This window comes from Streptacidiphilus rugosus AM-16 (assembly GCF_000744655.1).
GTDB classification, from domain to species: Bacteria; Actinomycetota; Actinomycetes; order Streptomycetales; family Streptomycetaceae; genus Streptacidiphilus; species Streptacidiphilus rugosus.
The window spans coordinates 1433436-1451223 of the sequence record NZ_JQMJ01000004.1 but is presented as its reverse complement, the minus strand read 5'-3'; the positions used below and the strand labels follow the sequence as shown (position 1 = coordinate 1451223).

Here is a 17788-nt window from a genome sequence, read left to right as displayed (position 1 = left end):
CGCCCTGACTCTTCCGAGTTTGTGAAACACGTTCTAGTCTGCACAGCGACGGCACCGGACCCGCCGCCGGACTTGCAGAGGGAGAGCGTCGTGCACCTGGACTACACGCCGGAGCAGCAGCGGCTCCGCGCCGAACTGCGCGCCTACTTCACCCGGTTGATGCCGCCGGAGGCGCACGGCCGCCTCAACGACCCGCGTCAGCAGAAGAAGTTCTACCGCGAGACCAACCGCCGCCTCGGCGCGGACGGGTGGCTCGGCGTGGGCTGGCCGGTCGAGTACGGCGGGCGCGGCATGAGCGCGTTCGAGCAGTTCATCTTCTTCGACGAGGCCGCCCAGGCCGGGGTGCCGCTGCCGATCATGGCGCTGAACACGGTCGGACCCTCGATCATGAAGTTCGGCACCCCCGAGCAGAAGGCCTTCTTCCTGCCGAAGATCCTGTCCGGCGAGATCGACATCGCCATCGGCTACTCCGAGCCCGACGCCGGCACGGACCTCGCCGCGCTGAAGACCCGGGCCGTCCTCGACGGCGACGCCTACGTCGTCAACGGCCAGAAGATCTGGACCACCAACGGCGACACCGCCGACTGGGTCTGGCTCGCCACCCGCACCGACCCGGACGCGCCCCCGCACAAGGGCATCACCATGCTGATGGTCGACACCACCGACCCCGGCTACTCCACCACCATCATCCGCACCCTGGCCGGCCACGACACCACCGCCAGCTACTACCAGGACATCCGGGTCCCGGTCGGCATGCGCGTGGGCGAGGAGAACTCCGGCTGGCGGCTGATCACCAACCAGCTCAACCACGAGCGGGTCACCCTCGCCGCGCACGCCACCATGGCCAACCGCGCCCTCGCCGAGGTCCAGCAGTGGGCCAGGGAGACCGAACTCGCCCACGGTAAGCGCGTCATCGACCTGCCCTGGGTACGCCAGCGGCTCTCCCGCACCCACAGCCGCCTCGACGCGGTCAAGCTGCTCAACTGGCAGATGGTCGACGCCGTCCAGCGCAACGTGCTGACCCCGCAGGACGCCTCCGCCGTCAAGGTCTACGGCAGCGAGGCGCGCCGCGACGCCTACGCCTGGCTGCTCGAGGTCGTCGGCGCGGCCGGCCCGCTCAAGGAGGGCTCCGCGGGCGAGGTGCTGCGCAGCAACCTGGAGCGCGGCTACCGCAGCGCGGTCATCTTCACCTTCGGCGGCGGCAACAACGAGATCCAGCGCGAGATCATCAGCTGGATCGGCCTCGGCATGCCCCGCGTCCGCCGCTGACCCTTGGTGGCGAAGCCGATGGCTGCCACCGCCGTGATCACCCCGCGCCGGCATCTGCTGGGGAAGCCTTCCCTGGCGGTGCCGGGCCGACCTGCAACCTTCCGACCGCACGGCAACGGCCGGCCGGCCCGCGCGTACCCACTGTCGCCCGGCGGCCGCTCTAGGATGCGAGGCATGGACAAGGTCACGCCGCCGCGGGTGGGCGGCACGCCGATGACGGAGCGGCCGACCCGCTGGCAGGAGGCGGGGGCGAGCGGGAACTTCGGCAAGAGGTTCGCGGAGCTCATCGCCGCGGGCAAGGACGTCGACGGCGAGGCCCGCCTCGCCGACACGCTCCTGCCCCGTGGCGGCCGGGTGCTCGACGCCGGCGCCGGCATGGGCCGGGTGACCGCGGCGCTCCTGTCGCGAGGGCACGACGTGCTCGCGATCGAGCCCGACGGGGCACTGGTCCGCCAGGCCCGGGAGACCTACCCCGGACTGCCGGTCGAGGAGCGGGACATCCTTGACCTCCGCCCCGGGGACGGTCCCTTCGACCTGGTCGTCTGCGTGGGCAACGTGATCGTCTACCTGGCCGAGGGCACAGAGCGGACCGCGTTGGCGGCGATGCGCGACGTGCTGGGTGAGAACGGCCGCATGCTGGTCGGCTTCCACCTCCAGGACCCGCCGCCGCACGCCCGCCTCTACGCGGCGGCGGAGTTCGAAGCGGATCTGGACGCCGTCGGACTCCACGTCGACCTCAGGGCGGGCAGCTACGAACTGCACCCCGCGAACGACACCTACGGTGTCTGGATCCTGAGCCGCGCCCGGGGGTAGAGGGACCCGCGCCCTGGACCGGGCACCACAGGCGGCTCCGGTGCGCAGCGGTGGGCGCCCGCAACGCGTGCAGGGGACGTCGAGGGCTACGTGCGGCGCTCGCCTCTCAGGCGTCGTACGAGCGGATGGCGCAGTGTGCCCTCGAGAAGATCCGCCACGCCGGCGTGTGCCTGGCTGCGGCGATGATCCGTCAACTGGACGCGGTCCAGGATTATTGAGTGCCCGCCCGATCCCGGCAGTACCGTCGCCGCGGGTTTCCGGGACTCGTGATGTCACCCGTGGCAGCAGCCGGGCCGACCGGCCGGCCGGGGACCACGCGCGTGGGGGCGGCCACGCAGCGCTGACCCGACCCCGGCCGGTCGAGTCGGTCGGCGTCGGTGGGTGAGCGCGACACCGTGGGGCGCGCCCGCCCAACTCCATTGCGCGGCGACCCCGTCCGCGACGGAAGCCGCCTTGATGCCGCTCTGACGCCGAAGGCCTGGTCCTTGACGCTCCCTTGACCCCGTCCTGATCGGACGGTTCGAAGGCGGCGGAGACTGGGAAGGAGGCGCGGCGACAGGCGGGCGGAAGGTGAGCCATGGGTGGTCCGGGTGCGATCGTGACTGCGGCGTTCCTGGGGATCGGCGGGTTCGCCGCCTATCTCAGCGGAGTGTCCGGCCTCGGTGAGGTGCGGCGGCTGCGGCGGGACGGACGGCGCGTGCGGGCGCTGGTGCGGACACGCCCGGGCTCCACCCGGCCGCTGCTGCAGTTCACCACCGAGGACGAGCGCGAGCAGGTGATGGAGGTCTTCGGGCCCTCCGGTCTTCAGGACGGGACAGACATCTGGCTGCGCTACGACCCGGCCGATCCGCGCGAGGTGCTCGTGGAGGAGCACGAGGGGCGACGACGCGAGCGGTTCTTCGTCGTCCTCGGCGTCACTGCGGTGCTCGCCGCGCTTGTGGTGCTCACCATACCCGGCTGAGCTGGGAGAACGTCCCGCGTCAAGACGCTGTCAGAGTTTCGGCCGGGAGCGCCAAGGCGGCGTCAGGACGGCGGCCAGGGGCGATCCGGCGGGGTAGTTTCTGCAACGGGAACGGTTTTGGGGGAGAGCTCTGTGGGGGAGCGCAGGGCCGGTTCCGGCTCCTCCTCCGGTCCAGCCTTGCAGGGCGGACGACCGGTCCAGGTGGGAGAGCACGAGAGGGGCGCGCGGCCCGAGGACCCGTCGCGGGAGGATCTCGCCGAAGAAACCAAAGTCGGCGGTGCCCAGGCGCAGTCGGAGCCGGCAGACGGTGGCGTCGCTGCCGCGCCGGACCGCGCGGGAGATCAGCGCGCCGCGCTGGTTGTGCAGCGGCCAGGTCCACCAGTGCTCCGGCTCGACCTCGGGGATCAGCACCGTGATCCGGTCGTAGGCGGGGTAGCCCCGAGCTCAGGGCTGGTAGCGGTACCCCAGCCCCGGTTCGGTCACCAGGTGCCGCGGGTGCGACGGATCGGGTTCGAGCTTGCGGCGCAGGCCGGTGAAGTAGACCCGGAGATAGTTGTTGTTCTTCTCGTACCCGGGGCCCCAGACGCTGGTCAGCAGTTGACCGGCGGTCACGAGTCGGCCGGGTTGCTGGAGAAGGACGATGAGGATCTTCCACTCGGTGGGAGTGAGCCGCAGCAGAGCGGGCTCCGTCCCGTCGTCGGAGGTACGTCGGATGGTGTGCGTGAGCAGGTCGACGGTCCACGATCCGATGACGCTGGTGAGGGTTTCCGTGCCCTCGGCCGTCGGGCGGCGCAGCGCCGCCCGCAGTCGGGCCAGCAGTTCGTTCATGGCGAACGGCTTGGTGACGTAGTCGTCGGCGCCCGCGTCGAGCGCGGCCACCTTCTCCGAGGAGTCGGAGCGCCCGGACAGCACGATCACCGGAACGCTGGACCAGCTGCGGACCCGTTCGAGCACCTTGACGCCGTCCATGTCGGGCAGCCCGAGATCGAGAATGATCGCATCAGGCATGGCCCGGGTGGCTTCCCGGATGGCCTCGGCGCCGTCGGCAGCGGTGCTCACGGCGTACTTCCGGGCCTGAAGGTTGATCTTCAGTGCCCGCAGCATCTGCGGTTCGTCGTCGACGACCAGGACCTGGGTCACGTCAGTTCCTCTCGGTCAGAGTGGGGACGGCCTGGTGGTGTTCGCCCGTTTCGGGCACCTCGTCCTCCTCGTCGAGGAGGTGGGCGGGGAGGGTGAGGACCATGGTCAGTCCGCCGCCGGGGGTGTCCTCCGGGGTGAGGGTGCCGCCCATCGCCTCGGTCAGACCGCGGGCGAGGGCCAGACCGAGGCCGACGCCGTTGGTGTTGTCGGTGTCGCCCAGCCGCTGGAAGGGTTGGAACACCCGGTCCCGAGCACCCTCGGGAATGCCTGGACCGCGGTCCACGACGCGGACCTGGACGCCGTCTCCCAGCACGCTGGCGGAGACCAGCAGCGGCGAGCCTGGTGCGTGCCGCACCGCGTTCGCCACCAGGTTGGCCAGCACCCGCTCCAGCAGCGGCCCGTCCGCGTGGACCGGCGGGACCTCGTCCAGCCCGCGCACCTCCACGGGAGCCGTCGGAGCGGGCAGGGAGGCGACGGCGGCGGACCAGACGTCCTCCAGCGCGGTCGGGCCGAGATCGAGGGTGAGCGCGCCGGCCTGGAGACGGCTCATGTCGAGGAGGTTCTCCACCAGCGAGGACAGCCGGCCCAGTGACTCCTCGGCCGCGAACAGCAGGTCGGCCCGCTGGTCGGCGGTGAACTCGACGTCGTCGCTGCGCAGCGACGACACCGAGGCGAGCGCGACGGCCAGGGGCGTGCGCAGGTCGTGGCTGACGGCGGCGAGCAACGCGGTGCGCAGCCGGTCGGCGGCCTTGACGGGTTCGACCTCCGCCGCCACCTCGGCCAGCCGGTCGCGTTCCAGGGCGACCTGGACGTGCGCGGCGAAGGCGGCCAGCACCCGCCGGTCCGAGGCGGGCAGCGGGCGGCCGCGCAGGACGAGCGCCGCGTCGCCGCCGACGGGCATGATCTCTTCACCGACCCGAGCCTGCGGGACGCCGTCGACCAGGTCCACGCTGACCATCCCGAACGTCTCGCGCAGCCGGTCCAGCAGCGCAGGCACCGCTTGGTCCCCGCGCAGGACGCTGCCGGCGAGCGCGGAGAGGGTCTCGGCCTCGGCGGTGGCCCGGGCGGCGCGCTGCGCGAGTTTCCTGGCGGTGTCCACGATTCCCGCGACCACCATCGCGACGGTCGCGAACACCGCGAGCGCCAGCACGTTGTTGGGGGAGGCGATGGTGAACTCGTGGATGGGCGGGATGAAGTAGTAGTTGAGCAGGAGTGAGGCCACCACCGAGGCCACCAGGGCCGAAGCCATGCCCCCGAGCAGCGAGATGCCCACGACGAGGGCGAGGAAGAGCAGGGTGTCGCTGGTCAGGTTGATCGCGTCGCGGGTCTGCGCGAGCACCAGGGTGAGCAGCGGCGGCAGGATCAGGCCGCTGATCAGGCCCGCCCAGCGCCGTGGCGTAGAACGTCCCTCGGTGGTGGGGTGCCGGGTCTTCGCCACGAAGGGGAGCCGACTGCGGCCGGCGTTCTCGTGGGTGACCATGTGGACGTCGATGTCGCCGGAGAGCTCGATCGTGGCTTCGCCGATGCCGCGCCCCGCGGTGAGCGCCCGCCGCAGGGCGCCGCGCCGGCTGGTGCCGAGGACGAGCTGGGTGGCGTTGGAGGCGCGGGCGAAGTCGAGCAGCGCGGTGGGGATGTCGTCGCCGACGACGGAGTGGTAGCTGCCGCCCAGCGATTCGACCAGCCGGCGCTGGGAGAGCAGGGCGGCCGGGTCGGCGTCGGCGAGGCCGTCGCTGCGGGCGACGTGGACGGCCAGCAGCGCGTCGCTGCCGGCCCGGTCCGCGATCCTGGCGGCGCGGCGGATCAGCGTCTCGCCCTCGGGGCCGCCGGTCAGGGCGACGACCACGGTCTCGCGGGTCTCCCAGACCTTGGAGATCTCGTGCTCGGCCCGGTAGCGGCGCAGGCCCTCGTCGACGCGCCCGGCCAGCCAGAGCAGCGCCAGCTCCCGCAGTGCGGTGAGGTTGCCGACGCGGAAGTAGTTCGACAGCGCGGCGTCGACCTTCTCGGCGGCGTAGACGTTGCCGTGCGCCATCCGGCGGCGCAGCCCCTCCGGGGCCATGTCGACCAGCTCGATCTGGTCCGCCCGGCGCACCACCTCGTCCGGCACGGTCTCCCGCTGCGGCACCCCGGTGATCTTCCGGACGACGTCGTTGAGCGACTCCAGATGCTGCACGTTGACCGTGGTGAGCACGTCGATGCCCGCCGCGAGGAGCTCCTCGACGTCCTGCCAGCGCTTGGCATGGCGACCGCCGGGAATGTTGGTGTGCGCCAGCTCGTCGACGACGGCGACCTGCGGGCGGCGGGCGATGACGGCGTCCGTGTCGAGCTCCTCGAACGCGGTGCCCCGGTACTCCCGGCTGAGCCGGGGCACCACCTCCAGGCCGTCCAGGATCTCCTCGGTGTGGCGTCGGCCGTGGCACTCGACGAAGGCGACGACCACGTCGGCGCCGCGCTCGGCCCGGCGGTGCGCCTCGTCCAGCATCTTGTAGGTCTTGCCGACACCGGGCGCGGAGCCCAGAAAGACTTTCAGCACGCCTCGGCCCCGGCCGCCGCCGTTGAGGCGGGGTGCGGACCGGGGGGCTTGCGATGCCACGACAGTGTCTCCGTTCCCGGACCGCCGTGCGACGGGACGGCTCACGAGTGTTGTTGCGCCTGGTCAGCCGCCTACGGCGGCTCGGTCAAGGAAACCCCGTGAGGGCATGCCGCGGCGCCTCTCTTAACGCCTTCCATGCGGCCGGGCAACGATCCTTCACGTGCTCTTAACGCAGGGCGGGAGCCCGGTCAACGGCGGAACTCGGCGAGGCGCGGACGGACGCCCAGGAGGCAGAGCAGCAGGATCAGCGCGGCTGCCGCCGCCAGCAGCGGGACGCGGGTCGAGAGTTCACCGCGGGCCTGGTCGATGCTGTGGTCGAAGGCGGTGGTGTTGATGCTGATGACCTGCTGGAGTGCGGTGTCCTGTGCGGCGAAGGCGGCGTTGGAGGCGCCAGGGGCGTAGCTGGTGCCGTAGGCGATCGCGTCGTGCAGCCGGCCCCGGCCGGCCAGGGCGCGGATCGTGCGGTCGTCACGCTCGTAGAGCTGGTAGGCGGCCAGAGTGCGCTCCGCCGCGGCGCGTTCGCCGGGGAAGGTGACGTTGTGGAACTCGGCGCCCAGGAAGCCGCCGAAGCGGATGTCACCGTGGTTCCCGTGGTAGGCGGTCACAGCGTCGGCGAGCCGGGCGTCGTAGTCCGGCAGTGACGTGCCGGGAAGAGCCGCGATCAGCTGGCTCTCGGTCTCGAACGCGTCCTGGTACTGGGCGGCGCGGCCTGAGTCGAGCAGGTATCGGCTCTCGTCGGCATTGGCGTCGTAGGCGTCGGCTCGAGCGCGGGACAGCGCCACCACCGAGTCGAAGGCGTCGCGTCGCGCCGCCCGCAGGTCCTCGCGCTGGCTGGTGCACAGGCTGCCGGCCAGGGCGAGAAAGAGGACGGCCAGAAGCGTCGCCGCGGCCAGGGCCGGGTTGACGCGCCGCCGGAACCGGGCGCTGAGCCAGACCTGGAGTCCGATCAGCGCCGCGAGCAGGGCCGCCCCCAGCGTGAGCAGCCACCACAGCCCGGTGCCGAGCGCGGAGCGCTCCGCGTCGTAGCTGCGGTTGTAGGCGTCGTTGTTGGCGGTGACCAGGCGGTCGGCGGCAGGGAGCAGGGTGCCCCGCATCAGGTCGGTGGCCTGACGGTAGTCCGTCAGCGCGTCCGGGCTCGGCTGTCCCGCGGGGCGGTGCCCCGCGTCGTTGAGGGCCAGCGCGCGGCCGTCGAGGTCCTGGTAGCGGCCCATGCCGTCGAGCACGTCGGCGAGCGCACGCTGCACCGATGGGCTGCCCGCGGCGGCCAGGGTGGCCTGCTGCAGGTCCCGGTCGGCGGCGGTGCGGTCGGCACTGAAGGCCTTGAGCGCGTCGGCGCGGTTGGCGGCCAGGGCGGGGTCGGCGCCGAACATGATCAGGTTGGCGCTCTGCGCGTCCAGGTCGGTCAGGGCCTGGTAGAGCCCCGTGGCGTCCAGCACCTGCGGAGCCTGCTGCGATCCCACCGCGGTCCAGGTGGACTGCGCACCGACGGCGACGCTCAGGCCGAGCAGACCGAGGACGACGGTGAGCAGCAGGCACAACGCCGTGCCCTGGCGCAGGCGGGCGGGCACCGAGGCACGCGGCCGCCACGACCTGCCGGAGTGTCGCACGCTCCGGCGCGGGCCCGCTTCCTCCGGGTCCGTGCCGCGCAGTGGGCGCTCGCCCTGGGTGGGGGTCGCGTGCGTCCCCTCGCTGAGAACGGCCATTCCGAGCACTGTCCTTCCGCGAGGCGCGAGCACGCGACCCCGTCCCCTTATTCCGAGCCGTTGCGGGCTTGTGGACGATCACTCTGCTCGGTCCGTCGGCTTCACGGCAGCGTCCCTGATGCTGTCCTGACGCGCCGCCGGCAAATCTTGACGCTTCCTTAGCCACCGCGCTGAGCTGGGCGGATGTCCGAGGCGGGAAACCTGCGGAGTCGGCGGGCGGTAGGTCGCGACCGCGTGAGGAGGACGCCGGCACCCCTCACCACGGGCGGCTCGGCGGCGGCCGGAGGTCTCGCTCAGGTCACGGTGGTCACCGTCCGGCGTCGGTGGCGCTAAGACCGCGCTCAGGTTCCCGGCGGCGGCGCATGGAGCCCGTCAAGGAGTCGCAACGTCCCTGCTCGGATGCGCTTACCTAGCCCGTGCCGCCACGGCGGCACCGGTCGGGAGGCTTTCCCTGGCCGGGTCGAAGCTCTCGTTCGTCTGGGGTGCGATTCCCATGCAGGACCTGTTTTTCGTGGGGGTGACGGTCGTCGTGTTCGCGATCCTCGCCCTGATCGTCAAGGGGGTTGAGCGGCTGTGAGTGCCGACAACGTCATCGGGCTGATCGTCGCGATCGCCCTGATCGCCTACCTCGTCGCGGCTCTGATCCGTCCGGAGAAGTTCTAGTGAACCCAACTGTTGCCGGCCTGCTGCAGGCCCTCGCCCTGGTGGGGGCGCTGGCTCTGTCCTACCGCCCGCTGGGCGACTACATGGCCTATGAGCTCACCACGCGCAAGCACCTGCGGGTCGAGCGCGGCATCTACAAGCTGATCGGCGTCGACGGCGAGGCGGAGCAGACCTGGGCGGCGTATCTCCGCTCGGTGCTGGCCTTCTCCTTCGTCTCGGTGATCGTCCTCTATGCCCTGCAGCGCCTGCAGGACCATCTGTGGCTGTCGCTGGGCTTCCCCGCGGTCTCGCCTTCGATGGCGTGGAACACGGCGGCGTCGTTCGTGACCAACACGAACTGGCAGTCGTACTCGGGTGAGGCCACGATGGGCCACCTGGTGCAGATGGCCGGTCTCGCGGTGCAGAACTTCCTGTCGGCGGCGGTCGGCATCTGTGTCGTCACGGCGTTGATCCGCGGCTTCATCCGCCACAAGACCGACCGGCTCGGGAACTTCTGGGTCGACCTGACCCGGCTCACGTTGCGTGTGCTGCTGCCGATCTCGATCGTCTTCGCGCTGGTCCTGGTCGCCGGCGGCGTCGTGGAGAACCTCCACATGGCGCAGACCGTCCACACCCTCAGCGGTTCCGCGCAGTCGATTCCCGGCGGTCCGGTGGCCTCGCAGGAGGTCATCAAGGAGCTGGGCACCAACGGCGGCGGCTTCTACAACGCCAACTCCGCGCACCCCTTCGAGAACCCGAACCCGTTCACCAACTGGCTGGAGATCTACCTGCTGCTGGTGATCTCGTTCGCGCTGTGCCGGACCTTCGGCACCATGGTGAAGTCGCAGAAGCAGGGCTACGCGATCGTCTCGGTCATGGGCCTGTACTGGATGGCCTCCGCCGCGCTGATCACGTTCTTCGAGAGCCGGCATTCCGGCGCCGCCGCGCAGATCGCCGGTGCGGCGATGGAGGGCAAGGAGGTCCGCTTCGGTATTCCGGGCAGCTCCCTGTTCGCCGCCTCGACGACGCTGACGTCCACGGGTGCGGTCAACTCGATGCACGACTCGTTCACCCCGCTCGGCGGCGGGACCGCGATCCTGAACATGATGTTCGGCGAGATCGCGCCCGGCGGCACCGGTTCCGGCCTGTACGGCATCCTCGTCCTGGCGATCGTGACCGTGTTCGTCGCGGGCCTGATGGTCGGCCGTACTCCGGAGTACCTGGGCAAGAAGCTGGGCGCGCGGGAGATGAAGTTCGCCTCCCTCTACATCCTGGCCACCCCGACGGTCGTCCTGGTCGGCACCGGCCTGGCGATGTCGCTCAAGGCAGGTCACGGCGGCGGCATGGCCAACACCGGCCCGCACGGCTTCTCCGAAGTGCTCTACGCCTTCACCTCCGCCGCCAACAACAACGGCTCGGCCTTCGCCGGCATCACGGTGACCAGTAACCACTGGCAGGAGGCACTGGGCCTGGCGATGCTGTTCGGCCGCTTCCTGCCCATGGTGTTCGTGCTGGCGCTGGCGGGCTCGCTGGCCAGGCAGCAGCTCACGCCGGAGACGACCGGCACCCTCAAGACCCACAGCCCCTTGTTCGTCGGCATGCTCTCGGGCGTGATCCTCATCGTCGTCGGGCTCACCTACTTCCCGGCCCTCGCGCTCGGGCCGCTCGCGGAGGGCCTCCACTGATGTCCACTCCTACCATCAACTCCCCGGCGCAGGCGCCGGAGACCCCCCAGGTCGAGCAGTCGGCAGAACGCCGCATCGGCGGCGGTCTGCTGGACCCCAGGCAACTGCTGAAGTCCTTTCCCGACGCTTGCAGGAAGCTCGATCCCCGGGTGATGTTCAAGAACCCGGTCATGTTCGTGGTCGAGGTCGGCTCGGTGCTGACCACGGTCTCCGCGATAGAGAAGCCCTCGGTCTTCGCCTGGGTGATCACCGTGTGGCTGTGGCTCACGGTCGTGTTCGCCAACCTGGCGGAGGCCGTGGCCGAGGGCCGCGGCAAGGCGCAGGCGGACACGCTGCGCAAGACCCGCACGGACACGATGGCCCGCCGGGTGCGCGGCGACTGGGCGCCGGGTGCCACCGGCGTGCAGGAGGAGGAGGTCTCGGCGACCCAGCTCACGCTCGGCGACTTCGTCGTGGTCGAGGCCGGTCAGGTGATCCCCGGCGACGGCGATGTGGTCGAGGGCGTCGCGAGCGTCGACGAGTCGGCGATCACGGGTGAGTCCGCTCCGGTGATCCGTGAGTCGGGCGGTGACCGCAGTGCGGTGACGGGTGGCACGAAGGTGCTGTCCGACCGGATCGTCGTGAAGATCACCTCGGAGCCCGGCAAGACCTTCATCGACCGCATGATCGCCCTGGTCGAGGGTGCGGCCCGGCAGAAGACCCCGAACGAGATCGCCCTCAACATCCTGCTGGCGTCCCTGACGATCGTCTTCCTGCTCGCCGTGGTGACGCTGCAGCCGATGGCGAAGTACGCGGGCGCCGAGCAGACCATCATCGTGCTGGTCTCGCTGCTCGTGGCTCTCATTCCGACCACGATCGGCGCCCTGCTCTCGGCGATCGGCATCGCGGGCATGGACCGGCTGGTGCAGCGCAACGTGCTGGCCATGTCCGGGCGTGCGGTCGAGGCCGCTGGTGACGTCTCCACGCTGCTGCTGGACAAGACGGGCACGATCACCTTCGGCAACCGCCAGGCCGCCGAGTTCGTCGCCGTCGGCGGCGCCGACCAGGACCAGCTCGCGAATGCCGCGCAGCTCTCGTCCCTGGCGGACGAGACGCCCGAGGGCCGCTCCATCGTCGTGCTGGCGAAGGAGAAGTACGGCCTGCGCGAGCGGGCGCAGGGCGAGTTGGCGCACGCCACCTGGATCGAGTTCACCGCCCAGACCCGTATGTCCGGCGTGGACGTGGACGGCACCTCGACCCGCAAGGGCGCGGCGGCCGCCGTCGCCAACTGGGTCAAGGAGAACGGTGGCGAGAGCGACAACGAGCTCGACGTGGCCGTGGAGCGGATCTCCAACCTGGGCGGCACCCCGCTGGTGGTCGCCGAGAGGAAGGGCGACGCGCCGGCCCGCGTGCTCGGGGTGATCTACCTCAAGGACGTCGTCAAGCCCGGCATCCGCGAGCGTTTCGCGGAGATGCGGGCGATGGGCATCAAGACCGTCATGATCACGGGTGACAACCCGCTGACGGCCGCCGCCATCGCGGAGGAGGCGGGCGTGGACGACTTCCTCGCGGAGGCCACGCCCGAGGACAAGATGGCGCTCATCAAGAAGGAGCAGGAGGGCGGCCGGCTCGTCGCCATGACCGGTGACGGCACCAACGACGCCCCCGCGCTCGCGCAGGCGGACGTCGGGGTGGCGATGAACACCGGCACCTCGGCCGCCAAGGAGGCCGGAAACATGGTGGACCTGGACTCCAACCCGACCAAGCTGATCGAGATCGTCGAGATCGGCAAGCAGCTCCTGATCACCCGAGGCGCGCTGACCACCTTCTCCATCGCCAACGACGTCGCCAAGTACTTCGCGATCATCCCCGCGATGTTCGCGAGCGTGTACCCGGGCCTGCGGCACCTCAACATCATGGGCCTGCACAGCCCGATGTCGGCGATCACCTCCGCGATCATCTTCAACGCCCTGATCATCATCGGGCTCATCCCGCTCGCCCTGCGCGGCGTGCGCTACAAGCCCTCCTCCTCCCAGTCGCTGCTCCGCCGCAACCTGGGCGTCTACGGCATCGGCGGCCTGATCCTGCCCTTCGTCGGGATCAAGCTGATCGACCTCGTCGTGATGTACATCCCCGGCCTGCACTGACCAGAAGTGATGTGACCAACCATGGCTAAGCCCTTTCCGACCTCGGTGCGGAACCACCTCACCGGTCTGCGCATCCTGCTGATCTTCACCGTGCTGTGCGGCCTCGCCTACCCGCTGGCGATCACCGGGATCTCGCAGGTGGCCTTCTCGAAGCAGGCCAACGGCTCGCTGCTCAAGGACGCCCACGGAAACCTCGTCGGCTCCTCGCTCATCGGGCAGAACTTCACGATCGTGTCCAAGGACGGCAAGACGCAGTCGCCGGACCCCAAGCTGTTCCAGTCCCGGCCCTCTGCGGCCGGCGCCGACGGCTACGACCCGACGGCTTCGGCCGGCACCAACCAAGGCACCAACTCGGCCACCCTGGTGACGAACTACACCCAGCTCAAGTCCGACATCGCCAAGTTCAACGGCGTGGCGGAGAGCGCGGTCCCGGCCGATGCGATCACCTCGTCCGGCTCCGGTCTGGACCCGGACATCAGCCCCGCCTACGCCGCCGTCCAGGTGGACCGCGTCGCCCAGGCCCGCGGCCTGAGTGCCGACAAGGTCCGGGCACTGGTGAAGCAGTACACCCAGGACCGCACCCTCGGCTTCCTCGGCGAGCCCCGGGTGAACGTCCTCGAGCTCAACCTCGCGCTGACGCAGCTCAGCTGAGACCAGGTCCGGCCGCACGGGACTCCCGTGCGGCCGGACCGCACTCTTCGCCATTCGCAAGGGAGTTCGCGTGTCAGTGCGATGGAACGGTCCGTCGCCGCCGTCGCCACTGGGACGGCTCAAGGTCTTCCTCGGCTCCGCGCCGGGTGTCGGCAAGACATACCGGATGCTGGACGAGGCGCACCGTCGCCTCAGCCGCGGCCAGGACGTGGTGATCGGCTACGTCGAGTGCCACCGACGCCCCCGCACCGAGGCCCTGCTGGCGGACATCGAGGCCGTCCCGCGTCTCGAACGCGACTACCGCGGCGTCGGGTTCACCGAGATGGACGTGGACGCCGTCATCGCCCGCCGCCCCGAGGTCGCACTGGTGGACGAGCTGGCGCACACCAACGTTCCCGGTGGTCGCCATGCCAAGCGCTGGCAGGACGTCGAGGAGCTCCTCGCGGCGGGCATCGACGTGCTGGCGGCCGTGAACGTGCAGCATCTGGAGTCGTTGAACGACGTCGTCGAGAAGATCACCGGGGTGCCGCAGCGGGAGACCGTGCCGGACGAGGTGGTGCGCCGGGCGGACCAGATCGAGCTGGTCGACATGGCCCCGGAGGGGCTGCGCCGCCGGATGGCGCACGGCAACGTCTACGCCGCGGAGAAGGTCGACGCGGCGCTGTCGAACTACTTCCGCGTCGGCAACCTCACCGCACTGCGGGAGCTGGCGCTGCTCTGGCTGGCCGGGCGCGTCGACGAGGGGCTGCAGCGTTACCGGGCCGAGCACGAGATCTCCAAGGTCTGGGAGACCCGCGAGCGGGTGGTCGTCGCCCTGACCGGTGGCCCCGAGGGCGAGACGCTGATCCGCCGCGCCGCCAGGATCGCGGACCGGGCCGGCAGCGACGCGCTGCTGGCCGTCCACGTCGCCCGCAGCGACGGCCTCGCCGACGCCGACCCGGCCGCCCTGCTCTCCCAGCGCCGGCTGGTCGAATCGCTGGGCGGCAGCTACCACTCCGTCGTCGGCGACGACATCCCCACCGCGCTGCTCGACTTCGCCCGCGCCTCCAACGCCACCCAGCTCGTCCTCGGGACCTCCCGGCGCGGCGCTCTGCGGCGCGCCCTGTCCGGGCGCGGCATCGGCGAGACCATCGTCGAGCTCTCCGGCGACATCGACGTCCACATGGTCACCCACGAGGCCGCAGGGCGGGGGCGCAGGCTCGCACTGCCCGGCGCACTGCACTCCCGGGCCCGTCGCATCGCCGGGCCGGTCTCGGGACTGGTGCTGCCCACCGCGCTGACCGGCATCCTCATCCTGCTGCGCGGCTCGGTCAACCTGACCAGTGACGCCCTGCTCTACCTGGCCGTCGTGGTCGGGGTGGCGCTGCTCGGCGGCATCACCTCCGCGCTGCTGGCCTCCCTGGTCGCCTCGCTGCTCCTGATCTACTACATCGTCCCGCCGATCGACGAACTCACCGTCAGCGATCCCAACAACGTGCTGGCCCTGGTGGTCTTCGTCCTGATCGGGGTCACGGTGGCAGCCGTGGTGGACACCGGCACCCGCTTCTCGCGCCGCGCGGCGCGGGCGACAGCCGAGGCCGAGACCCTCTCCGCGCTGGCCGGCAACGTGCTGCGCGGCGAGCACGCCATGCCCGCGCTGCTCGAACGCCTGCGGGAGACGTTCGGCATGGACGCCGTCGAGCTCCACCACGACGGGGCGGTGACCACCACCGAGGGCGCCCGGCCAGCCGCTGACGGCGCGGCGGAGACGGAGGCGCAGACCGCCCTGGAGGAGATCGCGATCGAGCCCGGCACGGTGCTCGTGCTGCGCGGCCGACCGCTCCCCGCGGCCGATCGACGTGTCCTGGCCGCTTTCACGGCGCACGTCGCGGGTGCGGTCGAACGCGCCCGGCTGGCCGAGGCCGCCGCCGAGGTGGAGCCTGTCAGAGCCGCCGACCGGCTGCGTGCCGCACTGCTCGCCGCCGTCAGCCACGACCTGCGCACCCCGCTCGCCGTCGCACTCGCCTCCGTCACCTCACTGCGCAGCCACGACGTCGAGTTCACCGCGAACGATCGCGACGAACTGCTCGGCACCGCACAGAGTTCGCTGCTGCGGCTCAACACCCTGGTGGACAACCTGCTCGACATGAGCAGGTTGCAGGCCGGAGCGCTCACGCTGCACCTGCAACCCGTCGGCGTGGCCGACGCGATGCGCGCCGCCCTCGACTCCCTGACCGAGGAGCACCCGGCCGTGGACCGCCGCGGCTTGGACGCCGTGCCGCCGGTGCTGGTCGACCCGCCCCTGCTGGAGCGGGTGCTGGCCAATCTGACCGCCAATGCCCTGCGGCACGGAGGCGGCCGTTCCGTGCTGGTCACGGCGGGGGAGTTGGCCGGCCGCGTCGAGATCCGGATCGTCGACCGCGGCACCGGGGTCCGCGAGGCGGACAGAGAGCGCATCTTCCAGCCGTTCCAACGGCTGGGCGACACCGACAACACCACCGGGGTCGGCCTCGGCCTCGCCCTGTCGAGGGGCTTGACCGAGGCCATGGGCGGCACGCTCACCCCCGAGGACACCCCCGGCGGCGGACTGACCATGGTCCTCGACCTGCCCGTCGCCCTCGACCACCATCCGGTGAGGAACGGAACGGCACCAGCGTGACCCGAATCCTGATCGTCGACGACGAGTCGCAGATGCTGAAGGCACTTCAGATCAACCTGCAGGCACGGAAGTACCAGGTGGCCGTCGCCCTGGACGGCAGACAGGCGTTACTCGAGGCCACACGGACGCCGCCGGAGGCGATCATCCTGGATCTGGGCCTGCCGCACATCGACGGTGTCCAGGTGATCCAGGCACTGCGGGTGTGGAGCGACGTGCCGGTGATCGTGCTGTCCGGGCGCTCCGACTTCGCCCAGAAGATCGCCGCTCTGGACGCCGGCGCGGACGACTACGTCACCAAGCCGTTCGCCATGAACGAGCTGCTCGCCCGACTGCGGGCCGCGCTGCGCCGGCCCACTCGTACCGAAGCTCTCGCCCCGAGGGTCGTGATCGGTGAGTTCACCGTGGACGTCGGCAGCGCCCAGGTGCTCTCCGCCGGCGGCGCGTCCGCGGTGCGGCTCACCCCGACCGAGTGGCGCATCCTCGGAGTGCTGCTGGCGCACCCGGGCAAGCTGGTCACAGGCCACCAGATCCTGCAACAGGTGTGGGGGCCGGGCCACGAGCAGAAGACCAACTACCTGCGGGTGTACTTCGCCGGGCTCCGCCGCAAGCTGGAGCCGGACCCGGCCCACCCGCGTCACCTGCTCACCGAGCCGGGCATGGGGTACCGCTTCGAGCCGTGACCCGCCGCCGCGGTTACCTGGCCGGGTCGTAGGTGTAGCCGACGCCGCGGACCGTGACGATCTGTTCGCGGTAGCCCGGTCCGAGCTTGCGGCGAACCCGGGTGACGTGGACATCGACGGTGCGGCCGTCTCCGAAGGCCGGTACGCCCCAGACGCTCTCCAGCAGCCGGCCCCGGGTGAAGACGCGCAGCGGGTGATCGAGCAACTGGGCCAGCAGGTCGAACTCCACCTTGGTGAGGTGCAAGGGCCGGCCGCCGGCACGTGCGGTGCGTCGCTCGCGGTCCACCGCGAGCGCGGTCGGGTCCGGCGGCGTGACCGGCCGCGGAAGCGGCGGGGGTCCGGAGGGCAGGGTGAGCGGCAGGGCTCGGATGCCAGGGCGCTGGCAGTGCCGCGCCGCACGCGGGTAGCTGACCGACACGTGGGTAGTCCTTTCGTCGTCCGGGACGGACCACGATCAGTCAACACCCGGGGGAACAGCCAGGTCAGCGCCTGCGGACCGGTCCTGACGGCGCTCATATGCGAACGAGTCGGCTCTTGACGTCGCCTTGGCGTCGCGGTCGTGGCCGCGGGCAGGCGCTAAGCCGGGATCAAGAACGGCATCGCGGACATATCGTTGGCGTCAGGGTTGGGCCCCGGCACTTGCGGCCGGACCTCGCCGGGGCTGGGATGGTCGGCATGGACTTCCTCGTCAGCAGCCACGTCCGCGCGGTTCCCGCGCCGGGCTGCGCAGCCGCGCCGGCGCGGCACGACGACCGTCCGCCTCATCGCGCGCAGCGCGACTGAACCGCCGTACTCCCGCGCAACTCCGCGTCGCCCGCACCCTTCGCCTCGTCGGCCGGGTGCGGCGGCACTGCGCATGCCGTCCCGTCAGAACCACGCCTTCTAAGGAT

General features: G+C 71.0%; 14 protein-coding genes. 9 read left to right on the top strand and 5 right to left on the bottom strand.

The features are described from left to right. The first annotated feature begins 90 nt into the window (after nt 1–90). From BS83_RS15685 to BS83_RS15675, 3 genes are all read left to right on the top strand, one after another. Nucleotides 91–1269 carry an acyl-CoA dehydrogenase family protein gene (locus tag BS83_RS15685; RefSeq protein WP_037604438.1) on the top strand — a complete coding sequence of 393 codons (1179 nt, stop codon included), beginning with the start codon at nt 91–93 and terminating at the stop codon, nt 1267–1269. A 174-nt stretch (nt 1270–1443) separates the two neighbouring features. Next, nucleotides 1444–2082 (top strand): class I SAM-dependent methyltransferase, encoded by a 639-nt coding sequence (locus tag BS83_RS15680; RefSeq protein WP_051943099.1) that lies wholly within the window; start codon nt 1444–1446, stop codon nt 2080–2082. 577 nt (nt 2083–2659) lie between these two features. Then, a complete protein-coding gene (locus BS83_RS15675; protein ID WP_037604437.1) occupies nt 2660–3043 on the top strand; it encodes a DUF3592 domain-containing protein in 384 nt (127 codons plus the stop codon). 30 nt (nt 3044–3073) lie between these two features. On the opposite strand, the gene BS83_RS15670 is transcribed toward BS83_RS15675, so the two are convergent. The 4 genes from BS83_RS15670 to BS83_RS15655 form a co-directional block, all read right to left on the bottom strand. Beyond that, on the bottom strand, nt 3074–3454 hold the full coding sequence (locus tag BS83_RS15670) for a hypothetical protein (RefSeq protein WP_037604436.1): 381 nt from the start codon (nt 3452–3454) through the stop codon (nt 3074–3076). A gap of 33 nt (nt 3455–3487) precedes the next feature. Next, nucleotides 3488–4183 carry a response regulator gene (locus BS83_RS15665; protein WP_037604434.1) on the bottom strand — a complete coding sequence of 232 codons (696 nt, stop codon included), beginning with the start codon at nt 4181–4183 and terminating at the stop codon, nt 3488–3490. 1 nt (nt 4184) lies between these two features. Next, a complete protein-coding gene (locus tag BS83_RS15660) occupies nt 4185–6713 on the bottom strand; it encodes an ATP-binding protein (RefSeq protein WP_269664856.1) in 2529 nt (842 codons plus the stop codon). Between the two features lie 248 nt (nt 6714–6961). After that, a complete protein-coding gene (locus tag BS83_RS15655; RefSeq protein ID WP_051943098.1) occupies nt 6962–8476 on the bottom strand; it encodes a hypothetical protein in 1515 nt (504 codons plus the stop codon). 573 nt (nt 8477–9049) lie between these two features. Here BS83_RS15655 and kdpF point away from each other — a divergent pair. The 6 genes from kdpF (at nt 9050) to BS83_RS15625 (ending at nt 16898) form a co-directional block, all read left to right on the top strand. Then, entirely contained in the window at nt 9050–9139 is a 90-nt protein-coding gene (gene kdpF / locus BS83_RS42835; protein ID WP_037604433.1) for a K(+)-transporting ATPase subunit F, read from the top strand. Further along, nucleotides 9139–10803, top strand: coding sequence for a potassium-transporting ATPase subunit KdpA (gene kdpA / locus BS83_RS15645; RefSeq protein ID WP_037604431.1), 1665 nt, complete (start codon nt 9139–9141; stop codon nt 10801–10803). The genes kdpF and kdpA overlap by 1 nt, the downstream gene beginning before the upstream one ends. Beyond that, nucleotides 10803–12929 carry a potassium-transporting ATPase subunit KdpB gene (gene kdpB / locus BS83_RS15640; RefSeq protein WP_037604430.1) on the top strand — a complete coding sequence of 709 codons (2127 nt, stop codon included), beginning with the start codon at nt 10803–10805 and terminating at the stop codon, nt 12927–12929. The genes kdpA and kdpB overlap by 1 nt, the downstream gene beginning before the upstream one ends. Nucleotides 12930–12950: 21 nt before the next feature. After that, nucleotides 12951–13580: a potassium-transporting ATPase subunit KdpC gene (kdpC, locus tag BS83_RS15635; protein ID WP_051943097.1), complete on the top strand. Its 630-nt coding sequence runs from the start codon at nt 12951–12953 to the stop codon at nt 13578–13580. Nucleotides 13581–13656: 76 nt separating this feature from the next. Continuing rightward, on the top strand, nt 13657–16218 hold the full coding sequence (locus tag BS83_RS15630; RefSeq protein WP_408641092.1) for a sensor histidine kinase: 2562 nt from the start codon (nt 13657–13659) through the stop codon (nt 16216–16218). Beyond that, on the top strand, nt 16215–16898 hold the full coding sequence (locus tag BS83_RS15625; RefSeq protein WP_037604428.1) for a response regulator: 684 nt from the start codon (nt 16215–16217) through the stop codon (nt 16896–16898). The genes BS83_RS15630 and BS83_RS15625 overlap by 4 nt, the downstream gene beginning before the upstream one ends. 13 nt (nt 16899–16911) lie before the next feature. Here BS83_RS15625 and BS83_RS15620 read toward each other — a convergent pair whose 3' ends face one another. Beyond that, nucleotides 16912–17316 (bottom strand): winged helix-turn-helix domain-containing protein, encoded by a 405-nt coding sequence (locus BS83_RS15620; RefSeq protein WP_051943095.1) that lies wholly within the window; start codon nt 17314–17316, stop codon nt 16912–16914. Nucleotides 17317–17788: the final 472 nt, after the last annotated feature.